The sequence below is a fragment of the Salinibacterium sp. NG22 genome (assembly GCF_015864925.1).
GTDB lineage: Bacteria > Actinomycetota > Actinomycetes > Actinomycetales > Microbacteriaceae > Rhodoglobus.
Genome location: NZ_JADYWG010000001.1, coordinates 1577528 through 1604127 on the forward strand (window position 1 = coordinate 1577528; position 26600 = coordinate 1604127).

Annotated in this window: 17 protein-coding genes; 2 read left to right on the forward strand and 15 right to left on the reverse strand. The window is 61.9% G+C overall.

Translation table 11 applies throughout. From position 1 onward, the window contains the following. Positions 1-169: 169 nt before the first annotated feature. Both I6E81_RS07690 and I6E81_RS07695 read left to right on the forward strand, forming a co-directional pair. Positions 170-2506 (forward strand): YcaO-like family protein, encoded by a 2337-nt coding sequence (locus I6E81_RS07690; RefSeq protein ID WP_197106744.1) that lies wholly within the window; start codon positions 170-172, stop codon positions 2504-2506. Next, positions 2506-4575: a YcaO-like family protein gene (locus tag I6E81_RS07695; RefSeq protein ID WP_197106745.1), complete on the forward strand. Its 2070-nt coding sequence runs from the start codon at positions 2506-2508 to the stop codon at positions 4573-4575. Before I6E81_RS07690 ends, I6E81_RS07695 begins: the two co-directional genes overlap by 1 nt. Before the next feature lie 9 nt (positions 4576-4584). Here I6E81_RS07695 and I6E81_RS07700 read toward each other — a convergent pair whose 3' ends face one another. The 15 genes from I6E81_RS07700 to I6E81_RS07770 form a co-directional block, all read right to left on the reverse strand. Continuing rightward, positions 4585-5025, reverse strand: coding sequence for a hypothetical protein (locus I6E81_RS07700; RefSeq protein ID WP_197106746.1), 441 nt, complete (start codon positions 5023-5025; stop codon positions 4585-4587). An 88-nt stretch (positions 5026-5113) separates the two neighbouring features. Continuing rightward, a complete protein-coding gene (locus tag I6E81_RS07705) occupies positions 5114-6439 on the reverse strand; it encodes an aspartate aminotransferase family protein (RefSeq protein WP_197106747.1) in 1326 nt (441 codons plus the stop codon). Between the two features lie 138 nt (positions 6440-6577). Further along, positions 6578-7720: an ABC transporter substrate-binding protein gene (locus I6E81_RS07710; protein ID WP_197106748.1), complete on the reverse strand. Its 1143-nt coding sequence runs from the start codon at positions 7718-7720 to the stop codon at positions 6578-6580. Positions 7721-7810: 90 nt separating this feature from the next. Next, the gene (locus I6E81_RS07715; protein ID WP_197106749.1) at positions 7811-8656 is read right to left on the reverse strand and encodes an ABC transporter permease; all 846 of its coding nucleotides are present in this window, start codon (positions 8654-8656) and stop codon (positions 7811-7813) included. After that, the gene (locus I6E81_RS07720) at positions 8653-9543 is read right to left on the reverse strand and encodes an ABC transporter ATP-binding protein (RefSeq protein WP_197106750.1); all 891 of its coding nucleotides are present in this window, start codon (positions 9541-9543) and stop codon (positions 8653-8655) included. The genes I6E81_RS07715 and I6E81_RS07720 overlap by 4 nt, the downstream gene beginning before the upstream one ends. Then, positions 9540-10493 carry an ABC transporter permease gene (locus I6E81_RS07725; protein ID WP_197106751.1) on the reverse strand — a complete coding sequence of 318 codons (954 nt, stop codon included), beginning with the start codon at positions 10491-10493 and terminating at the stop codon, positions 9540-9542. The genes I6E81_RS07720 and I6E81_RS07725 overlap by 4 nt, the downstream gene beginning before the upstream one ends. A 4-nt stretch (positions 10494-10497) precedes the next feature. Next, positions 10498-11514: a TIGR03842 family LLM class F420-dependent oxidoreductase gene (locus I6E81_RS07730; RefSeq protein ID WP_197106752.1), complete on the reverse strand. Its 1017-nt coding sequence runs from the start codon at positions 11512-11514 to the stop codon at positions 10498-10500. Between the two features lie 81 nt (positions 11515-11595). Then, a complete protein-coding gene (gene hydA / locus I6E81_RS07735) occupies positions 11596-13059 on the reverse strand; it encodes a dihydropyrimidinase (protein ID WP_197106753.1) in 1464 nt (487 codons plus the stop codon). Between the two features lie 73 nt (positions 13060-13132). Further along, positions 13133-13978, reverse strand: coding sequence for a nitrilase-related carbon-nitrogen hydrolase (locus I6E81_RS07740; RefSeq protein WP_197106754.1), 846 nt, complete (start codon positions 13976-13978; stop codon positions 13133-13135). Positions 13979-14219: 241 nt separating this feature from the next. After that, complete coding sequence (locus tag I6E81_RS07745) at positions 14220-15005, reverse strand: YqjF family protein (protein WP_197106755.1); 786 nt, start codon at positions 15003-15005, stop codon at positions 14220-14222. 13 nt (positions 15006-15018) lie between these two features. Further along, a complete protein-coding gene (locus I6E81_RS07750; RefSeq protein WP_197106756.1) occupies positions 15019-15453 on the reverse strand; it encodes a heat shock protein transcriptional repressor HspR in 435 nt (144 codons plus the stop codon). A 5-nt stretch (positions 15454-15458) separates the two neighbouring features. Continuing rightward, positions 15459-16457 (reverse strand): DnaJ C-terminal domain-containing protein, encoded by a 999-nt coding sequence (locus I6E81_RS07755; protein WP_197106757.1) that lies wholly within the window; start codon positions 16455-16457, stop codon positions 15459-15461. Positions 16458-16474: 17 nt separating this feature from the next. After that, positions 16475-17125 (reverse strand): nucleotide exchange factor GrpE, encoded by a 651-nt coding sequence (locus tag I6E81_RS07760; protein WP_231603888.1) that lies wholly within the window; start codon positions 17123-17125, stop codon positions 16475-16477. Next, on the reverse strand, positions 17126-18994 hold the full coding sequence (gene dnaK / locus I6E81_RS07765) for a molecular chaperone DnaK (protein ID WP_197106758.1): 1869 nt from the start codon (positions 18992-18994) through the stop codon (positions 17126-17128). It lies immediately after the preceding gene. A gap of 236 nt (positions 18995-19230) precedes the next feature. After that, positions 19231-26505, reverse strand: a complete 7275-nt coding sequence (locus tag I6E81_RS07770) for an SdrD B-like domain-containing protein (RefSeq protein ID WP_197106759.1) — start codon at positions 26503-26505, stop codon at positions 19231-19233. Between the last annotated feature and the right edge of the window lie 95 nt (positions 26506-26600).

Sequence of the window (26600 nt, forward strand, 5' to 3'; positions counted from 1 at the left end):
TCCACCGCATTCGCTTGGGCCTAAGCCCCCGCGTTTAACAGAGGGTGCCCCGCTGCTCGGCGGCGGGGCACCCGAAAACGCCCCCACTTCTCCTCCACAGGGGCACTACATCAGCTTTATTCCCCCTGTTCTCCCTCCAGTTTTCGCTCCCCGCCCGCAGGAAGGCATCATGCCCAGCACCGTCACCACCACGCCTCGCCTCGAGATTCGCGCTCTCCCCAGCGACCGCACCCTCATCACGACCCCGCGGGGCAACTCCTTCGCTCTCGATCTCCCCGCCGACACCGTCGTCGCCCTTGTGGAGGCGCTTTCGAGCGGCACCGTCTCGCCGAAGTTACCCGCCGATTGGGAGACGAACGCCGCCGCCCTGCGGGAACTCCTCACGGCCGAAGACGTATTTGCGAACGCGAACGGCGACGACTCGATCAGCGGGAACAGCACCACCTCCGACGCAGCGGATGCCGCAGCCCCGTCGAACGATCTGGTCGCCTTCGACGACAGCGATGGCGCGACCGCGAAGCCGAGTGACCTCTTGGTGATGGGAGATCGCGCGACGGGTTCCGCTCTCGTCCGAGCCATGGACGCGCTCCGTGGCTCTGCCGACGCCGACTCGGTGCCCGCAGTACGTGTTGTTCCGGCGGATGACTGGCAGCGTGTCATCCACCGCGCCTTCCGCACGGGCGAACTGCTCGTGCACTGCCTTCGCGGCGGCGACGATGCGACGCTGATCACCTTCGACCGCCTGTGCTCCGATGCCCGCACGCCCTGGGTTGCCCTCGAGCTCACTCGCGAGACTCTCTGGCTCGGCCCGTTCGTGAGCCCCGGCACCGGTGCCAACTACGAAGACTTCGCGGCCCGCCGACTCGCTGCCGCGTTCGATCCGATCGCTCACCGTGCGTTGCGCACGCCCGCCGTCGGCGGCGACAGCGGTGCCGCCCCACAGTTCTTGCCGTCAGTGTTCGAGACAGCAGCGCGCACTCTGGCTGACACCGCGGCTCAGCGCGGCGACGTCGTGCTCGAAATCGCCACAACGGGCGGCGCCACCGATGACGCCGGGGGCGCAACCACTGGAACCACCGCGACGGCAATCGAACACCCCGTCCTCCCGCTGCCCGCGAGCGTCATTTCGCACTCCTTGCCGCACTCGGTGAGCGACCTTGTTGATCCCGTGACTGGCCTCGTTCAGCGCACTCGCGCTGTGACCCACCACCCGAGCATCCCGGCCTCCCTCGCCACCGCGCAGAGCGATGTCTGCAACATGCGCCGAGTCTCGCGCTGGGCAAACAACACTTCGTGCCAGGGCTCGGCATTCAACGATCCCGAACAGGCAGCGGCAAGCGCGGTGGGCGAAGCGGTCGAACGTTACTGCGGCAACCTGCTCGACACTCTGCCCGTCACCTTCGGCAGCTACCGCGAACTTTCCACGAAGTCAGCGGTGCGGATGCTCGATCCCGACTCGCTCGTTCTGTACTCCGACGAGCAATACGACACCCCCGGTTTCCCCTTCGTGCGCATGACGGCGGACCTGCCCATCCATTGGGTTCCCGGTCGCTCGCTCACGACCAACGAAGACATTCTGGTGCCCGCAAGCATGGTCTACGTGAACTGGTTCACGGCCGGCTACTCGGCGGCCCCCGTCACCAACTTCTGCCCCTTCGCCGGAATCGCCGCCGGGCCGAACATGGAGTACGCGGTCGCCTCCGCGCTCGAAGAAATCATCGAACGCCACGTCACCATGGTGTGGTGGCTCAATGGACACCAGCACGATGCGATTGTTCCCACGCCCGAAATGGATGCTCTCTGGGCTGACGTTCCGGACTCCTACGGCCAGCGCCCCTCGATTGTCATGCTCGACAACGAGTTCGGCGTTCCGGTAGCGGCAGGCATCCTGCACAACGATGTCGACACTCTCGTGAACGTCGGGTTCGCCTGCCGCAACACGGCCGAGGCTGCCGCGTTGAAGGCCTGGACCGAAGCGTGCACGCTGCAGGAGGGCAGCCGCGATCTGCTGCGCACCGATGGTGCCCACTGGGATGCGATGGCGCGCGGCGAACTCAACAGCCGTTCCTTCAAGCCGTGGCGTGCCGACCGCGCCTACCTCGACTCCTACCGTGACGACATGCGGGACTGCGACGACCTCATGGTGCAGCAGCAAGTGTTGCTCGACCCCCGTGCGGTTGACCGCGTTGCACCGCTCGTTGATCGCCCCGCGCGCCGCCCCATCGGTGACATCCCCGGCTTGCCCGACCGCTCAGTCGCGGGTTACCAGGCTGCCATCGAAGCACAGGGTCACGAAGTGATCGTCGTAGACATTACGTCGGCGGATGTCGCGAGCACGGGCATGGCTGCGGTGCGCGTCATCGTTCCCGGAACGGTGGGTAACGCGCCAGCCGCTTTCCCGTTCCTGGGCAAGCGTCGCGTGCAAGATCTCGCGGTGGAACTCGGATGGCGCGACACACCCCTCGCCGAGGCCGACCTCAACTACTTCCCGCTTCCGCACGCCTAATGGCGGGGACGACCCGGGACACCGCTGACGAAAGTGGCGCAGCAGCCGTAGCGGACACCACGTCGGCGGAGACAGCGGCGGTGGCGGTGGCGGCGACGGTCGCCACCGCCGAGCGGGAGCTCGAGCAGCGCATCGCGCTCTCCACGCTCACAACAGACTCATGCCTCGCCGTCGGCAGCGATGGCCAATTGTGGCATCTAACGGTGGCGGCGAGCACGGTGACCGCCGATGTTCGGGAACTGCTCCGCGCCGCCGTGCAGCCGACACACCTCCCGCGAGCGTCGCCCTTAGATGTCCGGTTCGATTCGGTGCAGGAAATGCTCGGCCTTGCGCGACTCCTCGACAAGAGTGCCGGCGGCTGCTCCTGTGACTGCGGCAGTGATGACAGCGACACCGACAGCAACACGGGTAGCGACAGCGACGAGCCCGCGATGTCGCTCGGCGCCCTCTTCCCCTTCGCTGGGCACTGGCATCGACTCCTCCTCGAAGCCGGGAGCGCGGTAGCGACCGCCCAGTTCGCCGTCGACTGTCTCGCGGCAACCATCGCCGACCCCGCCACGGCAGCGGCCCTGATGGTGCCGGCGGACACGGCATCCCCCGCTACCCGCAGTGCGGCTCTCGACCTCAACGACGACTCCATTCCCGCTCCCCTCGCCGGCATCCTCGAACGCTGGACCGATAGCCGCTGGGTCAGCCACGCCCTCACCCCGTCGCCGCTCGTTGACCCGGTGACGGGCATCCTGCACCGAGTGCGACGACGGCCCGCCCTCGCGCCGCTCCCCGCCGGGTTTGTGCACTTGCACGCCGAATTGCCCCACCTGCAGAGCGTCAAGGCCACGTTCACTCCGGATGCTCTGGCTCCCGCCGGAGCGCTCGACGACGGTCGGCGCTCTGAGGCCGAGTTGCTCGAACCTGCGTTGCTCTCGGGCGTCGCGCACTATTGCGGTGCTGACCTTGAGCAGGGCATCCGCACGCGCGCTTCGCTCGCTGAACTGCAACACAGCGGCGAGCGAGCGTTCGAGCTCGCGTCGTGGCCGCCACACGATCCCACCTTGCACGCGCTGCCCGGGTTCCCCTTCGTGGAGCTGCGCTCCGACACCCGCATCGATTGGGTTCGAGGTCAGGATGCGGCGGGCGACATCTGGGTGCCGCAGAGTTTGGTGTTCGCCGATTACCTGCGCGGCAGTCGCAACTCAGCACTCGCCACGAACACCAACAACCTTGTGGGGCAACAGGCCGGGCGCACTCAGGCCGATGCCGTCGAACGAGCCGCCGCCCATGCCGTGGCCCACGACGCTGTGGCGGTGTGGTGGTCATCGACCGCCGCCGCGAGCGCGGTGCCATTACCGCAATCGGTCGCGACCGTTTTCGCGGAGTCCGAACTGAAGGTTCGCATCCTCGCCATCCCGTCGACCACGGGCATTCCCGTGCGTCTCGCCGTGGTGGATGACGTGAACAACACCATCCTCTCGCTCGGGTTCGCGGCACACACCGACGACGACACCGCGAGCGAACTCGCCATCGTGGAAGCGCTCATTCAGCACGCTTCCGCACAGGATCTCGCGCAGGAGAACAGTCTCATTCGCGACTCCGCCGCGCTCGGCAATGGAGCGATTGCCGGGCTAGTGTCGTGGGACCCGCAGCGTCGCTACGCTCACGCGTTCGGCTCAGAGCATCGCGGCCTCATCGATCCAATGGCGCACGTGCAATACGGTCTCGATCCCACTGTCGTCGAGCATGCCCGTCAACGCACGCAACCCCGTCTGCAAACACAGCAGGGCTTGTCGTCAACCACCGGCAGCGCAGCCCCCGATGCCTCCAGTTCCGCAGCACCACCAGCCGCACCGACCTCGGTCACCGCCGCTGTCTCCGCCACCCTCATCACCGTGGATGTCACGACCGAGCGCGTGCGCGCGGCAGGCTTCCACGCGGTGCGAGCCATCATCCCCGGATTCGCTCGCTTGCAGCCGGCAGCTTTTCCACTTGATCCACTCGGCCGCCTGACCGAGGCTCGCGAATCGCTCGGCTGGGACGCCGCTCTCGCCCCGGGCCCTTACCCCGGCTGGTGAGGCACCCTGCTACTCGCGGTTCGCTGCCCAGGTTTCAGACTGATCATGCGCGAAGTGCACCCAGAGAGTTCTCGCAAGACGGCGCAGCTGAGGGTACAGCGTGCTCCACTGCTGCTTGGTCGGCGAGCCCAATTCGATCGCGACGGCCCGCACCGCACCGTCCTCAGCAAAGATCGTCACGCCGGCGAAATCACTGAGCGCCAGATCCGTGGTTTCTTGAGTGACCCACTCGGCAGGGTCGGTGATCGTGCCACCACCACCGAGGGATTCGTCCATGGCGAGGAGAGCTTTGTGCAGTTTTGCTACGTTGAGTTTCTTTCCCGCGGCAAGGTTGTCGGGGTCGTACCGGCGCGGGGCGAGCATGAATTCTGACTCTTCGAGCTCCGCGTAATCCTTGGTCAATTCCTGCGGATCTTCCGACCCTCCAGGCGTGCCGCTCATTTCGACCATTGCCATCCCCTCACCGAACCCATAAATTGAGTTTCACCCAATTATATGAATCGGCGGCGCGATTGAACCGTGCGTCACAGCTCCCGCGTTACCCCAATTCGAGCGTCAGCACCGCATCGTAGATCTCCATCGCCTCAGCGATTTCGGCAGGCGTGACGACACACGGCGGCAACACATGGATGCGGTTCTCCGCCACAAAGGGCAGCAGACCGCGCTCCACGAGGCCAGCCCGAATGCGCCCCATCGTTGCGGCCGGCACGGGTTCACGGGTCGCCCGATCGGTCACGAGCTCGAGAGCCCAGAACACTCCGCGACCGCGCACTTCACCGATCGACGGATGCCGTTCGGCCAGAGCCTCAAGCGCCGGCCCGAGGTGGTTCTCCGAGATATCGCGCACGTGCTCAAGAATGCCTTCGGAGGCGATCGTGTCGAGTGAGGCTACGACGGTGGCGGCAGCCAGCGGATGCCCCGAATACGTCAACCCGCCGGGGAACACCCGGTCGTTGAAGTGCGCCGCAATCGGGTCGTCGATGATCACACCGCCGATGGGAACGTAGCCCGAGTTCACTCCCTTGGCGAAGGTAATGAGGTCGGGTCGCGCATCGAAGGCGTCGAACGCGAACCACTCGCCGGTGCGCCCGAAGCCGCACATCACTTCGTCGAAGATCAGCAGGATGCCGTGCTGATCACACAGTTCGCGCACGCCGGCAAGGTAGCCGGGCGGCGGAAGCATGATGCCCGGAGTCCCCGGCACGGGTTCGAGCAGCACTGCGGCGATCGTCTCTGCGCCCTCGGCCTCGATCACGCGTCGCAAATGCTGCAGCGCACGTTCGCTTTCTTGCTCGGGCGTCGTCGCCCAGAACTCGGAGCGATACAGGTAAGGGCCGAAGAAGTGCACGTGGCCGCGCGCGAACTCGTTGGGGATGCGACGCGGGTCGCCCGTGGCCACAATGCTGCTGCCGGTGTTGCCGTGATACGAGCGGTACGCCGAGAGAATCTTGTCGCGCCCGGTGTAGAGCCGCGCCATCCGCATTGCATTCTCGTTGGCGTCAGAGCCGCCATTCGTAAAGAACACGCGGTTGAATCCCTCGGGCGCAATGGCAGCCAATCGCTTTGCCGCCTCGCCACGGGTGATGTTGGCCGTCGGCGGTGAGATCGTTGCGAGCAGCTGAGACTGCACCCGGATAGCTTCGAGCAGGGCCGGATGCTGGTGCCCCAGATTCACATTGACGTGCTGGCTAGAAAAGTCGAGATATTCGTTTCCGGCGTGATCCCACACGCGGGTGCCGAGCCCACTCTTGATGCTCACGGCCGCAGCATGGGCGGGAGTCTGCGCCGACCACGAATGAAAAATGTGCGCCTGATCGAGCTCGAGCGCGTAGGCATCGAGGTCGGGGGTGTTCTGCTCGGTCATGGCGCGAGGCCTTTCGATCCGGGGTGGCAAGGAGATGGTGAGATGGTGGTGCGGGGCGCTGGTGTGACGCCGTGAACGCAACGAATGCCGCCCTCACCAGAGTAAGGGCGGCATCCGACTAGCGGTTATTCAGTGTGACTAGTTGCCGCCCTCGAGCAGGGTGACGTCGATCGGTGCGAAGCTGGAACCGGTGGTGTCTACACCCTCGGCTTCGAGCTCTTCAAGTGCCTGCATGATCCAGTCGTTCGACCATGCTGTTGCCGGCGGTGCCGTGGTGATGGGGCTTGCGCCCGTCTCGTTGACGGCACTGATGGCACCTTCAACGGTGCGGTCCCAAGCGGCTTCATCGATGACGCCGATGCCGTTCTCGGCCGGCCAGATCAGCTTGTTGGTCTCGTTGACCATCCACAGTTCGTGGCTGGGGCCCCAACCGGAACCAGCAGCGACGGTGCCTTCGGCAGCATCTTCAGGGTTCTCAGCCGAGTAGATCCAGCCCTTAACAACGGCCTTGAGGAACTTGACCGTGGTCTCCTGGTAGTCCTCGTCGCTGTCGAGACGGTCGGTGTCAGCCCAGATTGCATCCTGGAGCATGGCGCCTACGGTGTCTTCGTAGCTGATGACGTTGAAGTCTTCAGGCTGGTACAGCTCTCCGGTGTCGGGGTCGGTCGACTCAAGCAGCTGAGCGTACTCGTTGTACGTCATGGCCTGTGCGGCATCGATGTCGCCCTGCAGGAACGCGTTCATGTTGAAGTCCTGCGTGATGATCTGCACGGTCGAGGAGTCGAGTCCTTCAGCAGCCATTGCTGCGAAGATCTCCCACTCGTTTCCGAAGCCCCACGAGCCAATCTTCTTGCCCTCGAAGTCAGCGACGGAGTCAATGCCCGAGTCAGCCCACGACACCTGAAGGGTGCCCGACTTCTGGAAAATCTGAGCAATGTCGGTGAGGTTGGCGCCCTGCTCGATGGAGCCGAGAACCTTGGGAACCCAAGCTACGGCGTAGTCAACGTCGCCGTTGGCGAGAGCGTCTTGCGGAACGATGTCGCCACCCGACGGGATGATTTCGACGCTGAGGCCTTCTTCTTCAAAATAGCCCTGATCGGCTGCGGCGAAGTAGCCAGCGAACTGTCCCTGAGGGAGCCACTGGAGTTGGAGCTTCACTTCGGTGAGGGCTTCACCAGATTCGCTGGTGGGCTCTTCGGCGGTGGAGCATGCTGCGAGGAGGACCGCTGCCGTTACGGCGAACGCTCCAGCCGCGAGTGCGCGGCGTTTGGTGAACTTCATGTCAGACCTTCCAGATTCACGGTGCAAGTGGATACTGCTGGTAGAGCTGGTGGAGCGGTTATCTCCTTTCCTTCTCTCTGCGGGGTGCTGTCATCGGGAGCCCCCGGTCGGTACACGGCGCAGCACTAGTCGTTCGAGTGCGAGCGTCGCGAGGTAGAAGAGCAGACCGAGAGCGATGGATGCCCCGACATAGGCCCACGCGCGGGAATACGCGCTTGAGGCTGCCGAGGTCGCAATCAGGCTGCCGAGTCCGCCGCGTGGTCCACCGAAGTATTCCGCCACGAGGGCAGAGATGACGGCGAGCGACGAAGCGATGCGGATGCCAGTGAGGATAAAGGGGCGGGCTGTCGGCAGGGTGAGCGAGCGCAACATCTGTCCGGAGCTTGCCGCGTAAGCCTTCATCAGGTCACGGTGCACTGGCCGCGTTTGGCGGAACCCGCGCAGGGTGTTGATGAAGATGGGAACGAACGACGCGATAGCGGCAATCGCTTGGCGACCGAACTGGCTGTCGGCCCCAAACATGGAGTTGAGCACAGGGGCGAGAGCCACGATCGGAACAACCGCGAGCGCGGCAATGATCGGTGCACTCATCTGGTCGGCGATGCGCCACCGGGCGGCGACCGCCGCGAGAACGATCCCGAGCAGCGAACCGACGAGCAAACCCAGGAGGCTGTTCGTGCCGGTGAGCACCGTTGCCGAGACGACGGCTGGCCAGTACGCGACCAGTTCCGCCATGATCGATGTCGGGCTCGGCAGCAGGTAGTCGGAGACGCCACCAACGGTGACGAGAAACTGCCAGATGGCGAGCACGATGATTCCGAGCGTGACGGGCGCAACCACGCGAAGGATCGACTCCGTGCGCGGGCTCCAGTCTTTGCTGCGGGTGGCTCCGGTTCCGGCGCCAATGATCGCGTTGGCTGTCGTGTTTGTCGTCATCGGGTGTCCACTCCCCTGGCGGCGCGCGGTGCGGGGTTTTCCGCATCCGAGGCTCCGCCGTGCAGTGCTTCACGCACTTCGGTCACCATCTCGAAGAACGAGGATGCTTCGCGCAGGTCGTCGTCACGTTCTTCGCGGCCGTCAGCAGCATCCAATCGCATCGGGATGATGTCGCTGATGCGACCGGGCCGCGGCGACATGACCACAACGCGGTCGGAGAGGAACACGGCTTCAGGAATCGAGTGCGTCACGAATACGACAGCAGCTCCGGTGTCGGCGGCGATGCGCACGAGGTCGGTCTGCATCTTCTCGCGCGTCATCTCGTCGAGGGCGCCGAACGGCTCATCCATCAGCAACAGTCGCGGTTGCTCTGCCAGCGAGCGGGCAATCGCCACACGCTGCTGCATTCCGCCCGAGAGCTGGTCAGGAAAACGATCAGCGAACTCGGTGAGGCCAACCATCTCGAGCAGGTCAGCAACGCGAGTGCGCCGAGCAGCGGATGCCACCCCGTGCAGTTCCAGCGGAAGCGCAACGTTCGCTGCCACCGTGCGCCACGGTAAAAGCCCGGCCTGCTGAAAAGCGATGCCGTAGTCCTGGTCGAGGCGAGCCTGCGTCGCCGTCTTACCGAACACCGTCAGCTCCCCCGAAGTCGGAACATCGAGGTCAGCAATGAGTCTCATGAGCGTTGACTTGCCACAGCCCGACGGGCCGATGAGGGAGACGAACTCGCCGGCCTCAACGGTGAGGTCGATTCCTTCAAGCGCGTGAACGATGCCCGAGGCAGTCTGGAACTGTTTGTTGAGACCGCGAACGGCAACAGCAGCATCCGAAACATCGGTCGTCACCGTTTCTGCGGCGGGAGTGGTGGTCGGGATCTGGTCGCTCATGCGGCCTCCTCGGTTCGTCGGTAGTCCTTGAGAATGATGCCGAGCAGTGCAACGGAACCGGCCGCCACAAGGCCGAGCACGATTGCGCCGAAGATGGGGCCCCACGCCTTCGAGGGGTCGCCCGATGCTTGACCGGCAAATTGAATGAGTAGGCGTCCGATGCCGCCTTGAAGTCCGGTCGATACTTCCGCGACAACCGCGCCGATGACAGCGTTCGCTGCTCCGAGTCGCAGCGCAGGCAGAAGGTATGGAACGGCTGCGGGCAAGCGCAGTCGCACGAGCGTCGGCCAGTAGCCAGCGGCATACGTGTCGAAGAGCTCAACGTGGATGCGGTCGGGAGACTGCAGCCCCTTGAGCGCACCAACGGTGATCGGGAAGAACGCCAGATAGCTCGCAATGAGTGCGACCGACATCCAGTCTTGCCACTCGAAGGAGCCGATCTCGACGCGCGAGCCCCAGCTCTTGACGATCGGCGCAAAGGCGATGAGCGGCACGGTTTGGCTGATGACGATCCAGGGCAGGAGGCCGAATTCGGCGAGACGCCAGCGTTGCATGAGGAGCGCAAAAACGACTCCCACAATCACTCCGACAGCCCAGCCAGCAGCAGCGATTCCGAGCGTCATGAGCGAGGCAAGCGCCACGACTGCCCAGAGCGGAAGCGCACCATCTGCTCGCGTGACGGGCTCCGCGAGCCGCGTCATCATGTCCCACAGGTGAGGCATAGCGAGGTCGGTCGTGCGCGGAAGCACGCGAAGTTCGCCGATGAGCACGCCGTTGTCGGGACCGAAGAACTTGTAGCCCTCCCAGATGAGTGCGATGAGCGCTACGCCAGCGATGCCCCAGAGGAAGCCGCCGAGCAGCCGAGTGCGCGCGGGGTTAGCCACCGCACCCGGCGAACTCGCAGGGCGGACGGCAACCTCCCCACGCTTATCGTTTCGGGTTGCCGTCATCGGGTTAGACCTTCGCCGTCACTGTTTCGGTGAGGGCCGGGATTACCGTCTCGCCGTAGACCCGCATGGTCTCTTCTTTGTTGTCGTGCTGCAGGTAGCCGGCGAACTGATCGACACCGAGCTCGCGCAGCTTCTCGAGCTTCTCGATGTGCTCCTCAGCGGTTCCCATGACGCAGAATCGATCGACGATCTCGTCGGGCACAAACGCCGCGTGCGTATTGCCCGCTTGACCGTGCTGGTTGTAGTCGTAGCCTTCACGCTTCTCGATGTAGTCGGTGAGAGCCTTCGGCACGTCTCCGTCAGAGCCGTACTTCTTCACGATGTCGGCCACGTGGTTTCCCACCATGCCTCCGAACCAGCGGCACTGGTCGCGCATGTGCTCCCAGTCATCACCGATGTACATGGGCGCTGCAACGCAGAACTTGATCGACATCGGGTCGCGTCCCGCAGCTTCAGCAGCGTCGCGCACCTTCTTGATCATCCAGGCGGCAATGTCGAGGTCAGCGAGCTGCAAGATGAAGCCGTCTCCGACTTCACCGGTGAGCTTGAGCGCGAGCGGGCCATAGGCCGCAACCCACATCTCGAGCTCAGAGCCCTTGCTCCATGGCAGCTGCAACTGCGCTCCGCCATATTCGACCGAACGCGAGTTCGCGAGTTCGCGGATGACGTGAATCGACTCCCGCAGATCCTTGAGGGTCGTGGGCTTGCCATTGGTCACGCGCACAGCCGAGTCGCCGCGGCCGATGCCACAGACGGTGCGGTTGCCGTACATCTCGTTGAGCGTGGCGTAGGTTGACGCCGTGACGGTCCAGTCGCGCGTGGCCGGGTTGGTCACCATCGGTCCGACGATCACCTTGCGGGTCTCGGCCAAGATCTGGCTATAGATCACATAGGGCTCTTGCCACAGGATGTGCGAGTCAAAGGTCCAGACGTAGGTGAAGCCGTGCGCCTCTGCAAGCTTCGCGAGTTGAACGGTTCGTGCCGACGGCGGGTTGGTCTGAAGTACTGCTCCGAAGTCCATGGGGCTCCTCATTCGTGGTGGAAGGTCGTTTAAAGTGCAGCATCCGCTGGTGGTAGCCAGCGGATGCTGCAGCGAAACCGTTTAGGTCAGGTACTGAGTGAGGCCGCGCTTCATGAAGCGACCGTCACCCTTGGTGCCGAGGTATTGGTCGTCATCGACGATGACCTTGCCGCGCGAGATAACAGTGTCAACGTGACCATCGATCTCGAAGCCCTCCCAGGCAGCGTGGTCCATGTTCATGTGGTGCTTCTTGCCGGTGGGGTTGCCGTTTTCGTCGACCGGCATACCGATCGAGGTGTGACCATTGGGGTCGTAGACCACGATGTCGGCGTCGGCGCCGGGCTGGATGACACCCTTTCGTCCGTAGATTCCGAACATACGAGCGGGGGTGGTGCTCGTCAGTTCGACCCAACGCTCGAGCGTGAGCTCGCCGGTGACAACACCTTGATACATGAGGTCCATGCGGTGTTCGACGGTTCCCATGCCGTTGGGGATCTTGCGGAAGTCCGCAAGGCCCAACTCTTTTTGGTCCTTCATGCAGAACGGGCAGTGGTCGGTGGAGACCATCTGCACATCGTTCGTACGCAGCGACTGCCACATGGCATCCTGATGACCTTCTTCGCGTGAACGAAGCGGAGTCGAGCACACCCACTTAGCGCCTTCGAAGTGGCCGTACTGCTCACTCTGCGCACCGAGTTGTTCTTCGAGGCTCAAGTAGAGGTACTGCGGGCAGGTCTCAGCAAAGACGTTCTGGCCGCGGTCACGAGCGGTGGCGATCTGTTCGACCGCCTGCTTCGCACTCACGTGAACGATGTAGAGCGGGGCGCCGGTGAGCTTCGCGAGCATGATCGCTCGATGCGTCGCTTCCTCTTCCATCTCCCAGGCACGAGCGACACCGTGATAATACGGGTCAGTCTTGCCCTGCTCCACGAGCTGCTCGGCGAGAACGTCGATGACCGGCCCATTCTCGGCGTGCATCATCGTCATCAAGCCGGTGTCGCGAGACACCTGCATTGCCTTGAGGATTTGTGCGTCATCCGAGTAGAAAACTCCGGGGTACGCCATGAACATCTTGAAGCTCGTGATGCCCTCGTCTGGCAGCTTCTCCATCGCCTTGAGCGACTCGGGAGTGACGTCGCCAACGATCTGGTGAAAGCCGTAGTCGATGGCGCAGTTGCCCGCCGCTTTGCCGTGCCACGCAGCGAGCGAATCCTGGATGCGCTCTCCAAAGGTCTGCACCGCAAAGTCGATGATCGAGGTCGTGCCGCCCCACGCCGCAGCGCGAGTGCCCGTCTCGAAGGTATCGATTGCCGCGGTACCGCCGAAGGGCAGCTCCATGTGCGTGTGGGCGTCGATGCCACCGGGAATGACGTACTTTCCCGTGGCATCAATGACCTTGTCGACGGATGCCGCAATGTCGGTTCCAAAAAGTGTGCTGCCGGGAGACAACACAGCTTTGATTACTTCGCCGTCGATCAGGACGTCTGCTGGGGCGCGCCCCGTCGAGCTGACGACCGTACCGCCGGAAATGAGAGTGGTGGCCATGATTCGCTCCTCTGCGATGTCGTGTGCCTACTGTTCCCCGGGCGCCAAAACAACCGGGGGCTGAAGTTATGGCTTACTTAGGGATCGACAGGTAGGCGTCGGGGCGACGGTCACGGTAGAACTGCCAGTCGTCGCGCATTTCCTGCACGAGATCCATGTCGAGATCGCGAATCATGATCTCTTCATCGGTTCCTGAGCCGCGTTCGCCCACGAAGTTTCCGCGGGGGTCGATGACCTGGCTGGTGCCGTAGAAGTCGACAGCTTCGTCGCCGTACTCGTTGTCTTCGAGGCCGACACGGTTGGGCTGAAGCACAAAGTAGCCGTTGGCCACTGCTGCTGCTGGACCTTCAACCTCCCAGAGGCGGTTGGAGAGTCCGGGCTTCGTGGCATTCGGGTTGAAGACGATCTCGGCGCCGTTGAGCCCGAGTTCGCGCCATCCCTCGGGGAAGTGGCGGTCGTAACAAATGTGAACGCCCACCTTGCCGACGGCGGTGTTGAACATCGGGAAACCCAAGTTGCCGGGCGTGAAGTAGAACTTCTCCCAGAACTTGTCGAGGTGAGGAATGTGGTGCTTGCGGTACGAACCAAGGTTGGTGCCATCGGAGTCAACAACGACGGCGGTGTTGTAATACAGGCCCGTCATCGCTTCTTCGTAGATCGGCAGAATCATGACCATATCGAGCTCTTTAGCCAGGGCTTGGAAGCGCGTCACGATCGGGCCATCAACAGGCTCGGCGTAGCGGTAATACTTCTTGTCCTGAGTGATCCCGAAATAGGGACCGTAGAAAAGCTCTTGGAAGCAGATGATCTGGGCGCCTTGCGCCTTCGCATCCCGAGCGAACTGCTCGTGCTTCTGAATCATCGACTCCTTGTCGCCTGTCCAAGTGGTCTGAGTGATTGCTGCGCGAACCGTTGTCATTGTGCCTCCTGCGTTATTCGGCGTCATTGCCTGCGGCGATGAACCGGGAAAATGACACGCGAACGGGAACTATCCCCGTTCACCCATTCTCTAGGTTCATCGTTTCAATCGTGTTGTGCCTATGTGACGGTGTGGTTACTCATCATGTCCCTCTCCAGCGTAAGAGGCAATGCTCATTTGTGCTGATGAGACCATGTTGTGCAAAATTGTCTATACAATTCCACAATATTTCTCGAAATACTTACGAAGTCGGCGCGAATGTCCAGATTGCGCTCGCTCGAGGCTGACGCGCAAGAGCAGGCTGGCGAGGCGCCGCAAACACCGTCGTCACCTCGCTCGCGTACATCACCGAATCCGGAACACGGTCGGCCAGACCCTCAAAACCAGCCGCAGCGAGCAAGCCATCCTCGAGGTAGACCAATTCAGCCGATTGCAACGGCCACGGTTCGTGGTGGTTGCGCGAGTAGATCGTGCGTCCACGATGAGTTTCGTGAAACCCCCACCGAGCGGTCAGGAACGTAGCCAAGGGGTCAGCCGCGAGCGCAACACTCGCCGCCGGATCATCCACCGGTTTCACAATGATGTGGGATGCGGCATCCGGCTGACCGTGCCGTTTCGTTTTGTAGGCAATCTGCCCGTCTCGCTGCCCGATCTTCATCGACGCCCACTGGTACGGCAGCCCAAAAGCGAGCCGCGCGGTGAGCACCGGAATCAGGTGCGACGCTTCGAGCGAGAGGAAGACCACTCCGCGCCGCCCGTGCTCATCAACGGAGTACAGCCGAACGTTCACTTCGGGAAAGTCACCGAGCCACGGGATGCTTGGCCCGCCAAAGAAGGAGCTTTGCGACATCTGAAAGGCGATGAGCCCCACCCACGTGCTGCCATTGAGCGTATCGGGGCGGCATCCCGCGGGCAGCAACGGAGCCACGACCGCAGGATCAACCCGCCAGTGCAGGAACGTAACTTCGCTCCAGCGCTGCCGCAGAATAGCGGAGCCGCCGAGCGGTGGGGCTTGCCGAAACATCATCAGATGCCCGCAATCACCGGGGAAGTTGGTTATCGCGCCTCACGAAGGGGCGCCACAGTTCGACCTGATTGGCGCGCTCGGTGCGGGTTCCCGCTTTGAGCGAGATCACCTCACCAGCAGAACCGGCCGCGAAGACGCGTCGGCCCGGTTTTGACAGCAGTTCATCGGCAAGCGCCGCTTCGAGTTCGCGCACGCGCGTGCTGAGTTCGGACACTTGATTTTCAAGATCGAGGATCCGTTTAATGCCCTCAAGGTTGAGACCTTCAGCGCTGAGCGCTGCGATCTCACGCAACTGCATCACGTCGCGCATGGAGTAGCGCCGCGAACGACCGCTGGTTCTCGTGGGAGACACGAGACCCAGACGGTCGTACTGTCGCAGTGTCTGCGGATGCATGCCCGCCAACTCCGCCGCAACGGCGATAGCAAAGGCGGGACTCAGCTCATCCATGACTATTAGCTCCTGGCTCTGGCAATCAGTTCTTCCCGCGGATTTTCCGCGGGCATCGCTTCAGCAAAGGCCTCGAGGTGCTTGAGCGCAGCTTCTGGGATGCGGTTAGGCACCGCCACTTGCACTTCAGCAAGCAGGTCTCCGGTTGCTTTCGCTGTCGCCACTCCGCGACCCTTTACTCGCAATACTCGTCCGCTCGGGGTTCCCGGCGCAACCTTCAGTTTCACCGGTGCACCGCCCAGGGTCGGCACCTCGATAGTGGCGCCGAGCACAGCTTCCGCAAACGTCACAGGAACAACAACACGAAGGTTGCTGCCGTCACGCTCGAACACCGGATGCTTGCGCACAGAGACCGTGAGCACCAGGTCGCCAGCGGGGCCACCATTGGGGCTCGCCTCGCCTTTGCCCTTGAGGCGGATCTTCTGACCGTCGCTGACGCCCGCAGGAATCTTGACGTTCATCGGACGACCGCCAGCAGGCTGGAGTTTGATCGTTTCGCCGTTTATCGCGGTTGCAAAATCGAGTGTCGTGTTTGCTGCCAGATCGCGGCCCTTTGCGGGGCCACCACGGAATCCGGGGCCACCGCCGGGGCCGGCTTGGCCACCGAACATGCCACCGAGAAGGTCTTCGAAGCTTGCGCTTGATTGCCCTCCGCCGTAGCTCTGACCGCCACCATAACTCTGGCCACCGCCACCGAACATGCCACCGAAGACATCCTCGAAGCCGCCGGCCTGACCACCTTGGCCACCCGCTTGGAAGCGAGCGCCCGAGCCCATGGCACGAACCTGATCGTATTCTTTGCGCGTCTCGGCATCAGAAAGCACGGAGTGCGCTTCACTGATTTCTTTGAAGCGCTCTTCGGCCTTCGGATCTCCCGGGTTCGAATCCGGGTGAAACTGGCGCGCGAGTTTGCGATAGGTCTTCTTCAACTCGGCCTCGGAGATGTCTTTCGACACCCCGAGCACCTTGTAAAAGTCCTTATCGAACCAATCTTGGCTAGCCACTACACGCCACCCCCGACCTAATCAGCGGGGCCGGAGACAGCAACCTTCGCGGCACGCACAACGCGCTCACCAAGAATGTAGCCCGGCTCAACGACATCAGCGATCGTGTTTTCGGTCGCCTCAGGATCGTTCAAATGAACAACAGCCTCGTGGAACGCAGGATCAAAGACTTCGCCCTTTTCACCGATCTTGCGCAGTCCGAACCGCTCAAAACTTGAGTTGATCTTCTGTGCGACAAGCGCGATGGGGGTTCCCTCAAGGATGTCGCCGTGCTTGTCGGCACGATCGAGGTCATCAAGGGCGGGAAGCAGTGAACGGATGACGTCGGCGATTACGGCTTCGCGGTTCGCGACCCGATCCCGCTCAACGCGAGTGCGGAAGTTCACCAACTCAGCCTGAGCACGCAACATCTGATCACGCATCTCAGCGACGAGGTCCCGACTAGCTTCCTCAAGAAGACGCTTGTCTTCTTCACTCAGCTCATCGGGGGCCTTCGTGGCGTCCTCGGCAGGCTCCTCGTCAGAGGAAGGCTGCCCCTCGGCTGCCGCAGATTCCTCTGCAGCAGCCGAGTCGGCCGCACTCACGTCGCCAGTTTCCGGATCAACACGACTTTCGTCGTCGTTCACCGGCTCTTGGTTGTCGTCGTGGTCCGTGTTTTTGTCAGACATCTACTTCTTGTCCGTGTCAGCTTCGTCTTCGTCGACAACTTCAGCGTCGACGATGTCCTCGTCGGAGCTTTCGTCAGCGGCAGCGCTTTCGCCCTCTGCAGCGGCCTCAGGGTTTTCTTCCTGGTGCTTGTAGATTGCTTCGCCCAGCTTCTGCTGGCTCTCGGTGAGCTTGTCGAACGCGGTCTTGACCTCTGCTTCGTCGTCTCCGGCGAGCGCAGTGTTGAGTGCGTCAACGTCGGCCTGAACCTCAGTCTTGACGTCTTCCGGGAGCTTCTCAGCGTTGTCGGTGATGAGCTTTCCGGTGGAGTACGCGAGCTGCTCTGCGTTGTTGCGAACCTCGGCTGCCTCGCGGCGGGCCTTGTCTTCTGCAGCGTGCTCTTCGCCCTCGCGAACCATACGCTCGATGTCGTCCTTCGACAGGCTTGAACCGCCCGTGATGACCATCGACTGCTCCTTGCCGGTGCCCTTGTCCTTAGCGGACACGTGCACGATGCCGTTAGCGTCGATGTCGAAAGTGACCTCAACCTGCGGGATTCCACGAGGCGCCGGTGCGATACCGGTGAGCTCGAAGGTTCCGAGGTTCTTGTTGTCGCGAGTGAACTCACGCTCACCCTGGAAGACCTGAATCGACACGGAAGGCTGGTTGTCATCCGCCGTGGTGAAGGTCTCGCTGCGCTTGGTCGGGATTGCCGTGTTGCGGTCGATGAGCTTGGTCATCATTCCGCCCTTGGTCTCGATGCCGAGGCTCAGCGGGGTGACGTCGATAAGCAGAACGTCCTTGCGCTCACCCTTCAACACACCAGCCTGGAGTGCAGCACCAACGGCTACGACCTCATCGGGGTTAACGCCCTTGTTGGGTTCCTTGCCACCGGTGAGCTTCTTGACGAGCTCAACGACGGCGGGCATACGAGTCGATCCACCCACGAGTACAACGTGTGCAACGTCGCTCAGCTTGACGCCGGCTTCCTTGATGACATCGTTGAAGGGCTTCTGAACGCGCTCGAGCAGGTCGGCGGTGAGCTCTTCGAACTTGGCGCGCGAGAGGGTCTCGTCGAGGTTGGCTGGGCCACTCTCGGTGAGCGAGAGATACGGGAGCTGGATGCTTGCCGTCATCTGCGAGGAGAGTTCCTTCTTGGCCTGCTCGGCAGCTTCCTTGAGGCGCTGCTTGGCAATCTTGTCGCCAGAAACGTCAACACCGGTCGAGTCCTTGAAGCGCTTGATCAGGTAGTCAACGACGCGGGCGTCCCAGTCGTCACCACCGAGGCGGTTGTCACCAGAGGTCGACTTGACCTGGATGGTGGAGAAGTCGTCGTCTTTGCCCACTTCGAGCAGCGAGACGTCGAACGTTCCGCCACCGAGGTCGAAGACCAGAATGAGTTCGTCTTCTTTACCCTTGTCGAGGCCGTAGGCCAGTGCAGCAGCGGTGGGCTCGTTGATGATGCGCAGAACGTTGAGGCCCGCGATCTCACCGGCTTCCTTCGTTGCCTGACGCTCAGCGTCGTTGAAGTAGGCGGGAACGGTGATTACTGCGTCAGTGACGTCTTCACCCAGGTACTGTTCGGCATCGCGCTTGAGCTTGGCAAGCGTGCGAGCGGAAATTTCCTGCGGGGTGTACTTCTTGTCGTCGATCGCGACGGTCCAGTCAGTACCGATGTGGCGCTTGACGGATGCGATGGTGCGGTCGACGTTAGTGACGGCCTGGCGCTTTGCGGTTTCACCAACGAGGACTTCGCCATCCTTGGTGAATGCGACGACGGATGGCGTGGTGCGCATTCCTTCGGCGTTTGCAATGACGGTGGGTTCTCCACCTTCGAGTACGGCAACTACCGAGTTGGTGGTTCCGAGGTCAATACCTACTGCTCGAGCCATGTGCTCTTACTCCTTTAAGTCTCGTGAAGCACGAACTTGAGTCGCGCTGTATCAAGTTTGCGCCTGCTCGCGCCGAGAGTCAAGCCGCGTAGCTGAAAGTTGAGTGGGAGTGACTCAAGGTAACGTCGTTGGCTCAATCAATGACTGACGAGCCACGAGGGCACAAGCAAATGGCGCGGTGAGCATGCACAGGGCCCGACGCCCCACACGCTCACCGCGCCAACTCGCTAGCGCTGCTAGCTACTTGTTATCTGCTTCTGCTTTTCTCCGCCACGCACCCGACGTGCTGGCAAGAGAAGGAACAGTCCGCCGAGCAGGAGCAGCCCTGCGAGCGATCCTCCTAACGCGATGTTCGAACCCGTGAAGGCGAGCATCAACGTTGTGAGTCCCTGGATGACCGAGCGTGTGCCAAAGGCAGGCAGCTCGACCGTTGAAGTAGTTCCCGTCGACGGGCGGTACTCGGCGTCAACCGACGCGAGGTCGACCGTTGCCGTGTAGGTACCGGCAGGCAGGTTCGTGAGTTCCCACGCTCCATTCGCGTCGGTGGTGACGCGCACGGTTACCGGACCATTCGGGCCATCCCACACGACATCCAACTCCGCGTTCGGGATGCCCTTGTCGCCACTGTCGCGGACGCCATTGCCGTTCGGGTCATCGAACACAATGCCGTTGAGCGTTGCGCTACCGACCACGATGAAGTCAACGTCGAGGCGAGTTTCACCCGAGACGAGCGTTGCCGTGGTCTCGGAGAACACGTCGCCGTCGAGGTCCGAGCTCGGCACGTAACCTTCGGTCAACGTCGTGGGGTCATAGGAGACCTTCACTTCGCCAGCCGGCAGTCCCTCAACGAGGTAGTTGCCGTTCTCATCCGTCGTGGTGGTGATGACGAGGTCGTCTTCGTTACCGAAGATTCCGTCGGAACCGGGGCTCGTCACCGTCATGACGATTCCGGAAAGTCCGGGCTCGTTGGTGTCCTGAACTCCGTCGTTGTCGACGTCGAGCCAGAGCAGGTCGCCGACTCCCGCGTCACCGCGGTAACCGAAGTCCTGATCGAGGTTCTCTTCGCCGCCACGGAGCGGAAGCTCAGAAGCGTCGTCGGCTCCACCATCGGGGTCAACCGTTGAGGTCAGCCCTGCAGGCAGGTTCAAGAGTTCGACGGTGAAGAGTCCCGAAGGAAGGTCTTCGAAGAGGTAGTTGCCGTTGGCATCCGTCTTCGTCGTCGAGACCACATCGTCGGCATTGCCGAGTACGCCGTCGAGGCCAGCCCAAGTGAGCGTGACGACTACCTCGGCGATGCCGGGCTCAGTCGCGTCAACAATGCCGTCACCGTTCTGGTCAAGCCAGACAGTGTCGCCAATCTTGCCGGTGCCGACATAACCGAAGTCTATGTTGTCGAGATCGGTCGCTGCAGGCAGCGCAACGGCGGTCGTGGAGTTGGGGCCAACACCGGAAGCAACCGTGGCTGCCGTCGGCTGGTTGGGTCCAGCATCCGCATCGAACGTCGGCGTCACGCCAGAAGGCAGCGTCGTCGTGTCAACCGTGGCGGTGTAGTTGCCCTCGGGCAGACCGTCGAAGAGGTACTTGCCGTTGGAGTCGGTGGTTTCAACGAACGTGACGTCATCGCCGCCACCCGCTACGCCATCCGCACCGAACCAGACGAGGGTGACCTCGGCGTCGGGCAAGCCGGGCTCGCCAGCATCCTTGACGCCATCCTTGTTGAGGTCGAGCCACACGGTGTCGGAGATGCTGGAGTTGCCGGCATAACCGAAGTCCTGCTTGAGATCAGAGCCGACGAGCGTTACAGCCGACTCTTCGTCAGGTGACGTCGTGCCGCTGTCGTTGTCGAAGGTGGGGCTGAAGCCAGCAGGCACGCCACTGACAACCTCGACGATGAAGTTACCGTCGGGGATCTCGGTGACAGTCCAGTCACCATTGCTGTCCGTCGTTGCCTCGAACTCGAGGTCACCAGCAGCGCCTGAGCCGCCAAGAACACCATCGGTACCGAGGTAGGTGACGAGAATCTTCACGCCAGCCAACCCAGGCTCGTTGCTGTCTTGAACGCCATCCTTGTTGCGGTCCCACCACACGCGATCTCCGATAACGGAGGTCACGTCGTAGCCGAAGTCAACGTTGGTGACAGCGTCGCCGTTCTCGAGCGTCACAGGCGCCTCGGAGTCGTTGTCGGCATCGAGGTCGAAGCTGTTCGTAGCGCCGGCCGGCAGGCCACCCGTTACCGCTACCGAGAAGTTGCCCGGGAGCAGGTTCGGGAAGCTGTAGAGGCCGTCGCCGTCGGTTGTCGTAGTGAAGACTCCGTCGTCACCGCCGCCAAGAACACCGTCTTCGCCAAACCAGGTCAGTTCAACCTGAGCGCCAAAGATTCCGGGCTCGGCGTCATCTTGAACACCATCGCCGTTGCGGTCGATCCACACGAAGTCACCGATGGATGCCGTACCGGCGTAGCCAAAGTCTTGGTCAACACGGTTCTGGCCGGCCGTCAATGCGGTTGTCGAGCTCGTGCTCGTTCCGCCATTGGGGTCGGAGACAACGGCGTAACCTGCGGGCAGGTCGCTCACCGTGACGGTGTACGGACCAGCAGGCAGTAGGCCAACCGTGTACTCGCCATCGGCATCCGTCGACGTTGTGTACGTGATGTTGTCGTCAGTCGTGGAGAGATCCCCGTCGAGGCCGCCGAAGACAACCGTGACGGTCGCGCCGGGCAGGCCGGGCTCGTTCGTGTCTTGAACGCCATCCTTGTCTTGGTCGAACCAGATGAAGTCACCGATCGAGCCGGTTCCCGTGTAGCCGAAGTCGACGTCGCGCTTCTTGTCGTTCTCGGCGAGGGTGCCCTGCCAGATGCCGTTAGGCGTGGCGGTGGTGCCATCGAGGTCGTAGCTCGGAGTCATACCGGCGGGGAGCGTGGAGGCATCCACTGTCACGCGGTAGAGACCACCGGGCAGCTGGTTGACGAGGTATTCGCCATCGCTGTCAGTCGTTCGAGTGAACGTCTCATCGTCGGCGTTGCCGAAGACTCCGTCTGCTCCCGCGTAGAGAACCGTGACGCCGACTCCTTCAAGAGCGGGCTCGGTGGCATCCTGCACGCCGTCGTTGTTGACGTCGAACCAGATGAAGTCACCGATGGAGGCGAGGTCGAGTTCGACGCTCACCACATCCGGGGTCACATTGTCGTAGTCCTTGTAGTCGATGTCATCGACCTGCGCGCTAGGAGCAACACCGAAGTAGTGCGGCACGTCAGCCGTGTTGATGACTTCCTGCGACGCAACGATTTCACTCGTTTCGTCGACGACAGGCATCGTGACCGTGTACTTGATCGTCACGGATGCGCCAGCCGCAATCGGACCAGCAATCGTCCAGCCGAGCGTTCCGTCTGACGGATCGATATCGGTCGGGGAAACTCCCACAACTCCCGCGGAGGTGAAGTCCGTGACGCGAACGTCAGGAGTGTCGGTGACTGTCACGTCATACGCAGGCGAGTTGCCCGCGTTGCGCACAACAATCGTGTACTCGAGCGGCTCACCGGGCTTGGCACGGCGAGTGTCGCTGTCGCCAACCTGGCCAGCAACATCCTTATCGATAGTCAGTCGCGGTTCGATAACCGAAACGTTGGCGGTCGACGGCGTTCCCACCTTGTCGAAGTCGCCGGGTGCCGGCACCGTTGTGGGGGTTCCCGTGATGGTGTTAACGCTGTTCCAGTACGGGCGAACCGTGTTGACGAGAGTGTTTCCGGATGCTGCAGCAGTCGTCACGATGCCGGTGTAGGTGATCGTGACGGTGCGAGCTTCGGCCTCGGCCGGGTCGAGGTCGCCGATGAAGTAGCCGATGGTGCGGTCGGTCACTGACGGCGATCCGATGAGTGTGGCCGCGGCAGCACACGGCGTGCCATTTTGGTCACACGTCGAGTCGAGGAACTGACCGAAGCGAACGTTGGTCGGCATCGTGTCGAGGATTGTCGCGTCGTACGCAACGACGTTCTTCGGAATTGTTACGTCGATCGTGTACGTCACGACCTCACCAATGGTGCGGGTTCCGGGCGATGCTGACTTACTAACGCCCAAGTCTGGCGCCCGCAGTGTCAGCACATCGTCGTCTTTGTACGCTGCAGAACCCGTCGTTGACGTTGAGGTTCGTTCGTTGGGATCGGTGCCCGCAAGTGATGTCGTGGTGACATCAACCGTGTTCACGATTTCAGTTCCACTCAACAGCGGGTCGATCACGCGGGCCTTGTACTTGAGGTTGGGGCCGGCACCGGGGTTGATGCTGGTGACCGTGAAAGTAATGGTGCGCGCTGTTTGGTCCCACGCGCCTCCACCGGGCAAAATCTGACTCGTAGTCACCGGGTTATTGCTCGCATCAACGGGCTGGATGGTGTCGGGGACGTGGTCCACAACGGTGGTGTCATGAGCAACTGAAGCGGTGGCTGTGCTGCTGTTGCGCACAGCAAGTGTGTATTCCACAACCTGGTCAGCAATGACGCGGCCAGCAACGGCGTCACTGGTCTTAGCGACTGAAATCACTGGCTCCACAATGCGGATAGCTGCAGAACTCGAGATCGTCTTCGCGTCGCCGTTGACCGGCTTCCACGTAAATCTGGCCGTGTTGTTGACGTTGTTGTTACGCACCGGCCCCGAAGCATCCAGCACGCGTACGGTGATTGTCAGAACTACCGCATCATCGCCACTATTCGGAAGGTTCTCGTAGGTTTCCCCCAAGGGCGCCTCAACCTTTTGCCCTGTGACGGTTGCATTCTGGCTGGCACCGCCCTCGACAGTGAAGGTAGGCGTACCGACGATCACAAACCGGCTGTCGATCGTGTCAGAGACCACAGGCTTTTGGTAGACCGACGAACCCTCGGGGATCGTCGTCGTGACCGTGTAGGTGATTTCCTCACCGATGGTCGCTTCACTCAGGGTGTTGTAGGTGGACTCAGTGATCGAGGTCGTCGCAGTCTTCAGGATCGTAGGCAGGCGCACGCTCGTGCTGGCGGTGTCCTTCGCCTCGACACTGTTCGCATCGTCCTCAAGCGTGGGGTCGATGTTGTTGACCGGAACGTAGACCTGCTGGTCACCCGTGTTTGTGACGCCTTCGTAGTTGCGAACACCGGCAGTGTTGAGGAAGGTGTCGCCGGCAGACGAATCTGCCGGAGTGATGACGTCGTAGGTGACCGTGTAGGAGTCGCCAGCATCCAGCGAAGGAATCGTCCACTCGATTGAGCGCGGGAGTAGCGGGTCACTGCCACAGACGCCCGCATCGCTGATGTTCTCGACATCCGAGCACTCCAAGAGGCCCGGGAGGTTGTCACGGATGGAGACGTTTTCGGAATCCTGGCCGCCACTGTTGGTCACGACAACCGCGTACGTGACGCGATCAGTCGCCTGCACCTTAAGAGTGTTGAGCGGGCCATTGGTAACAGCGTCAGTGTTGAGGTGAGTGATGCCCTTGCTGAGGGTCACGATCGGCTTCTCGACGAGCGTGTCTGCGCTGTCCCGCAGCTGAAAGACATCGCCAGCTGTGTTCTGGTACGTCATCTTCATGAGGTTCGATGTGATGTCGCCATCTGTAATGGCCGCAGGATTGGTGATTTCGGCGGTGACGAGAACCTGGAACGTCGTTCCCTTGTCGACATTTCCGATATTCCACGTGAGCAGACGTGACGGGTCGGCGGGATCTTCCGGCACGAACGTGGAGGCAACGTTGTTGAGCGCGGTTTCGGTGTAGTCAACGAAAGTGAAGCCGGCCGGCAAGAAGTCATTCACGACATTGTCGAGCGTGTCGAGTTGGCTCGGGAACGTGACGGTCAGCTCGTAGCAAACCCAATCGCCCGGGTGGAACGCACCCACGGCAAGCTCATCCTTGAAATCAAGACCGCTGATTGTGTCGCATGTGCCCGTCATCGCGGCAACTGGTTCAGCTACCTTTTTGGTGAGCGTGATGCCTTCAGCCTGCTGGCTGGCACTTGAGGTATCAAGAATCTCGAAAACTGAAGTCGTGGCCTCGTTGTCGGTGATGATGGTGGTGGATGTCGCTAGGTCAACGGTGTTCGTCCACGAGTCATTCGAGCTGACGGGGCGTTCCACGTCACCAGAGCCTGTGACGCGGTACGAGGCGAGCGCGGTCGTGAAGACCTTGATTTCTCCACTGTCGGATGCTTCGTCAAATGCTGCGGCATCCCACGACACGGTGATGGTTCCGTCGTCGTTGTAAGTGGGGCCAGAGGTCGGATCAGGAATGCTGCTTTCGAATTCGAGTCCGTCGGGAATCGTGTCGGTGATCACGATCGTGTCGGTGGAAAGCGCATATTCAGACGACTGGTAGTCGAGCGTCCAGACGCTGTCGGAACCCTGAGTGATGGCATCCACGTCGACTGTTTTCTGGATGGCGACATCTTCAGCCGAGACAGTTGCTGTGGCGTCGTCGGTGTAGCTCTCGCCGTCGCCGGAGTAGGTGCCGCTCGTTGCGGCGTAGTTGGTAAGCACTTGCTCGTCATGAGTGAGGTCACCCGTGTTGTTGTCGAGGTTCGCGGTCGCTTCGCCATCGAACGCAACATTTTCGCGCAGCGGGATCGCAGCGGCATAGGCAATGGTCACTACTTCGCCGGCCGCGAGCTCGCGATCGATAGTCCACACAACCTTTGTGTAGACGGCCTCGGCGAGCGGGCCAGCTCCATCAGGGTCAACCACAACGGTGCTCGTGGTTGGGACCAAGCCGTCACAATCAACCGCACTGGGGAAGTTAACGATGCGACCAGACCCGGCGTATTCCTCAGTATCGGCTGCGCTGTTATCGGCGGCCTCACACCCGAGGAACTCTAGGCCCGCGGGTAGGTAGTCGGTGATGGTGAAGTCGGAGCTGGGGTTCACACCGTTGTTGGTGATGGTGAGTTCGTAGACCGTCTGGTGATCGTGCACACCGCGCAGCAGTTCAGATTCAGCGGTGTTCAGCTCGGCCTTATCGAGTACGAAGGGAACGAGCGTGGTGCTTGATTCTGCGGCTCCGCCGACATCGCGTGAGTCTTCGATGACATCACCGGTGTTGGCATCGAACTTCACCAGCGTGCGCTCGTTGGTGTTGGCCAGCGCTTCAGCGGCACCCGTGAATGTGTCGCCGACCTTGTAGGTGCCCGTCGTCGGGTACGAGAACGAATAGGTCAATGAAACGACGGCGCCTGACGAGAGGTCGGCAACATTGTTCCAGATGAGCTTGGTGCTGCCATCGGCGAGCGGAATCCGCTGCGGTGCGCCGTAGTTGGAGTTCGTAACCAGCGTTGCTCCCGCGGGCAGAATGTCGGTGAACGTTAGGTTGTAAGCGTTAGTGCCCGAGGTTTGCTGTGCTGTGAGCGTCACGGAGACATCGTCGCCAAACAACGTCGACGCGCTCACCTGGCGCTGGAGGTCGACGGCGATAGTTGCCTCGGCGGCAGTTGCCACTGCGGCGGGCACGGTAATTCCGGCGGCTAGCAGGGCAGCAATGAGTAATGAGCGCAGCAGAAACTTCACGGGTAAGAGCCTTAAAGATTGACCTAGGGCCTACCTAGATTCGGGTGTAGGCCATAGATAACTCGGGTGGTGTCGGGTTGGTGTTATTCGGGATG

Coding starts and splice junctions, on each gene's coding strand:
- I6E81_RS07690 (WP_197106744.1), top strand. CDS start 170: ATGCCCAGCACCGTCACCACCACGCCTCGCCTCGAGATTCGCGCTCTC.
- I6E81_RS07695 (WP_197106745.1), top strand. CDS start 2,506: ATGGCGGGGACGACCCGGGACACCGCTGACGAAAGTGGCGCAGCAGCC.
- I6E81_RS07700 (WP_197106746.1), bottom strand. CDS start 5,025: ATGGTCGAAATGAGCGGCACGCCTGGAGGGTCGGAAGATCCGCAGGAA.
- I6E81_RS07705 (WP_197106747.1), bottom strand. CDS start 6,439: ATGACCGAGCAGAACACCCCCGACCTCGATGCCTACGCGCTCGAGCTC.
- I6E81_RS07710 (WP_197106748.1), bottom strand. CDS start 7,720: ATGAAGTTCACCAAACGCCGCGCACTCGCGGCTGGAGCGTTCGCCGTA.
- I6E81_RS07715 (WP_197106749.1), bottom strand. CDS start 8,656: ATGACGACAAACACGACAGCCAACGCGATCATTGGCGCCGGAACCGGA.
- I6E81_RS07720 (WP_197106750.1), bottom strand. CDS start 9,543: ATGAGCGACCAGATCCCGACCACCACTCCCGCCGCAGAAACGGTGACG.
- I6E81_RS07725 (WP_197106751.1), bottom strand. CDS start 10,493: ATGACGGCAACCCGAAACGATAAGCGTGGGGAGGTTGCCGTCCGCCCT.
- I6E81_RS07730 (WP_197106752.1), bottom strand. CDS start 11,514: ATGGACTTCGGAGCAGTACTTCAGACCAACCCGCCGTCGGCACGAACC.
- hydA (WP_197106753.1), bottom strand. CDS start 13,059: ATGGCCACCACTCTCATTTCCGGCGGTACGGTCGTCAGCTCGACGGGG.
- I6E81_RS07740 (WP_197106754.1), bottom strand. CDS start 13,978: ATGACAACGGTTCGCGCAGCAATCACTCAGACCACTTGGACAGGCGAC.
- I6E81_RS07745 (WP_197106755.1), bottom strand. CDS start 15,005: ATGATGTTTCGGCAAGCCCCACCGCTCGGCGGCTCCGCTATTCTGCGG.
- I6E81_RS07750 (WP_197106756.1), bottom strand. CDS start 15,453: ATGGATGAGCTGAGTCCCGCCTTTGCTATCGCCGTTGCGGCGGAGTTG.
- I6E81_RS07760 (WP_231603888.1), bottom strand. CDS start 17,125: ATGTCTGACAAAAACACGGACCACGACGACAACCAAGAGCCGGTGAAC.
- dnaK (WP_197106758.1), bottom strand. CDS start 18,994: ATGGCTCGAGCAGTAGGTATTGACCTCGGAACCACCAACTCGGTAGTT.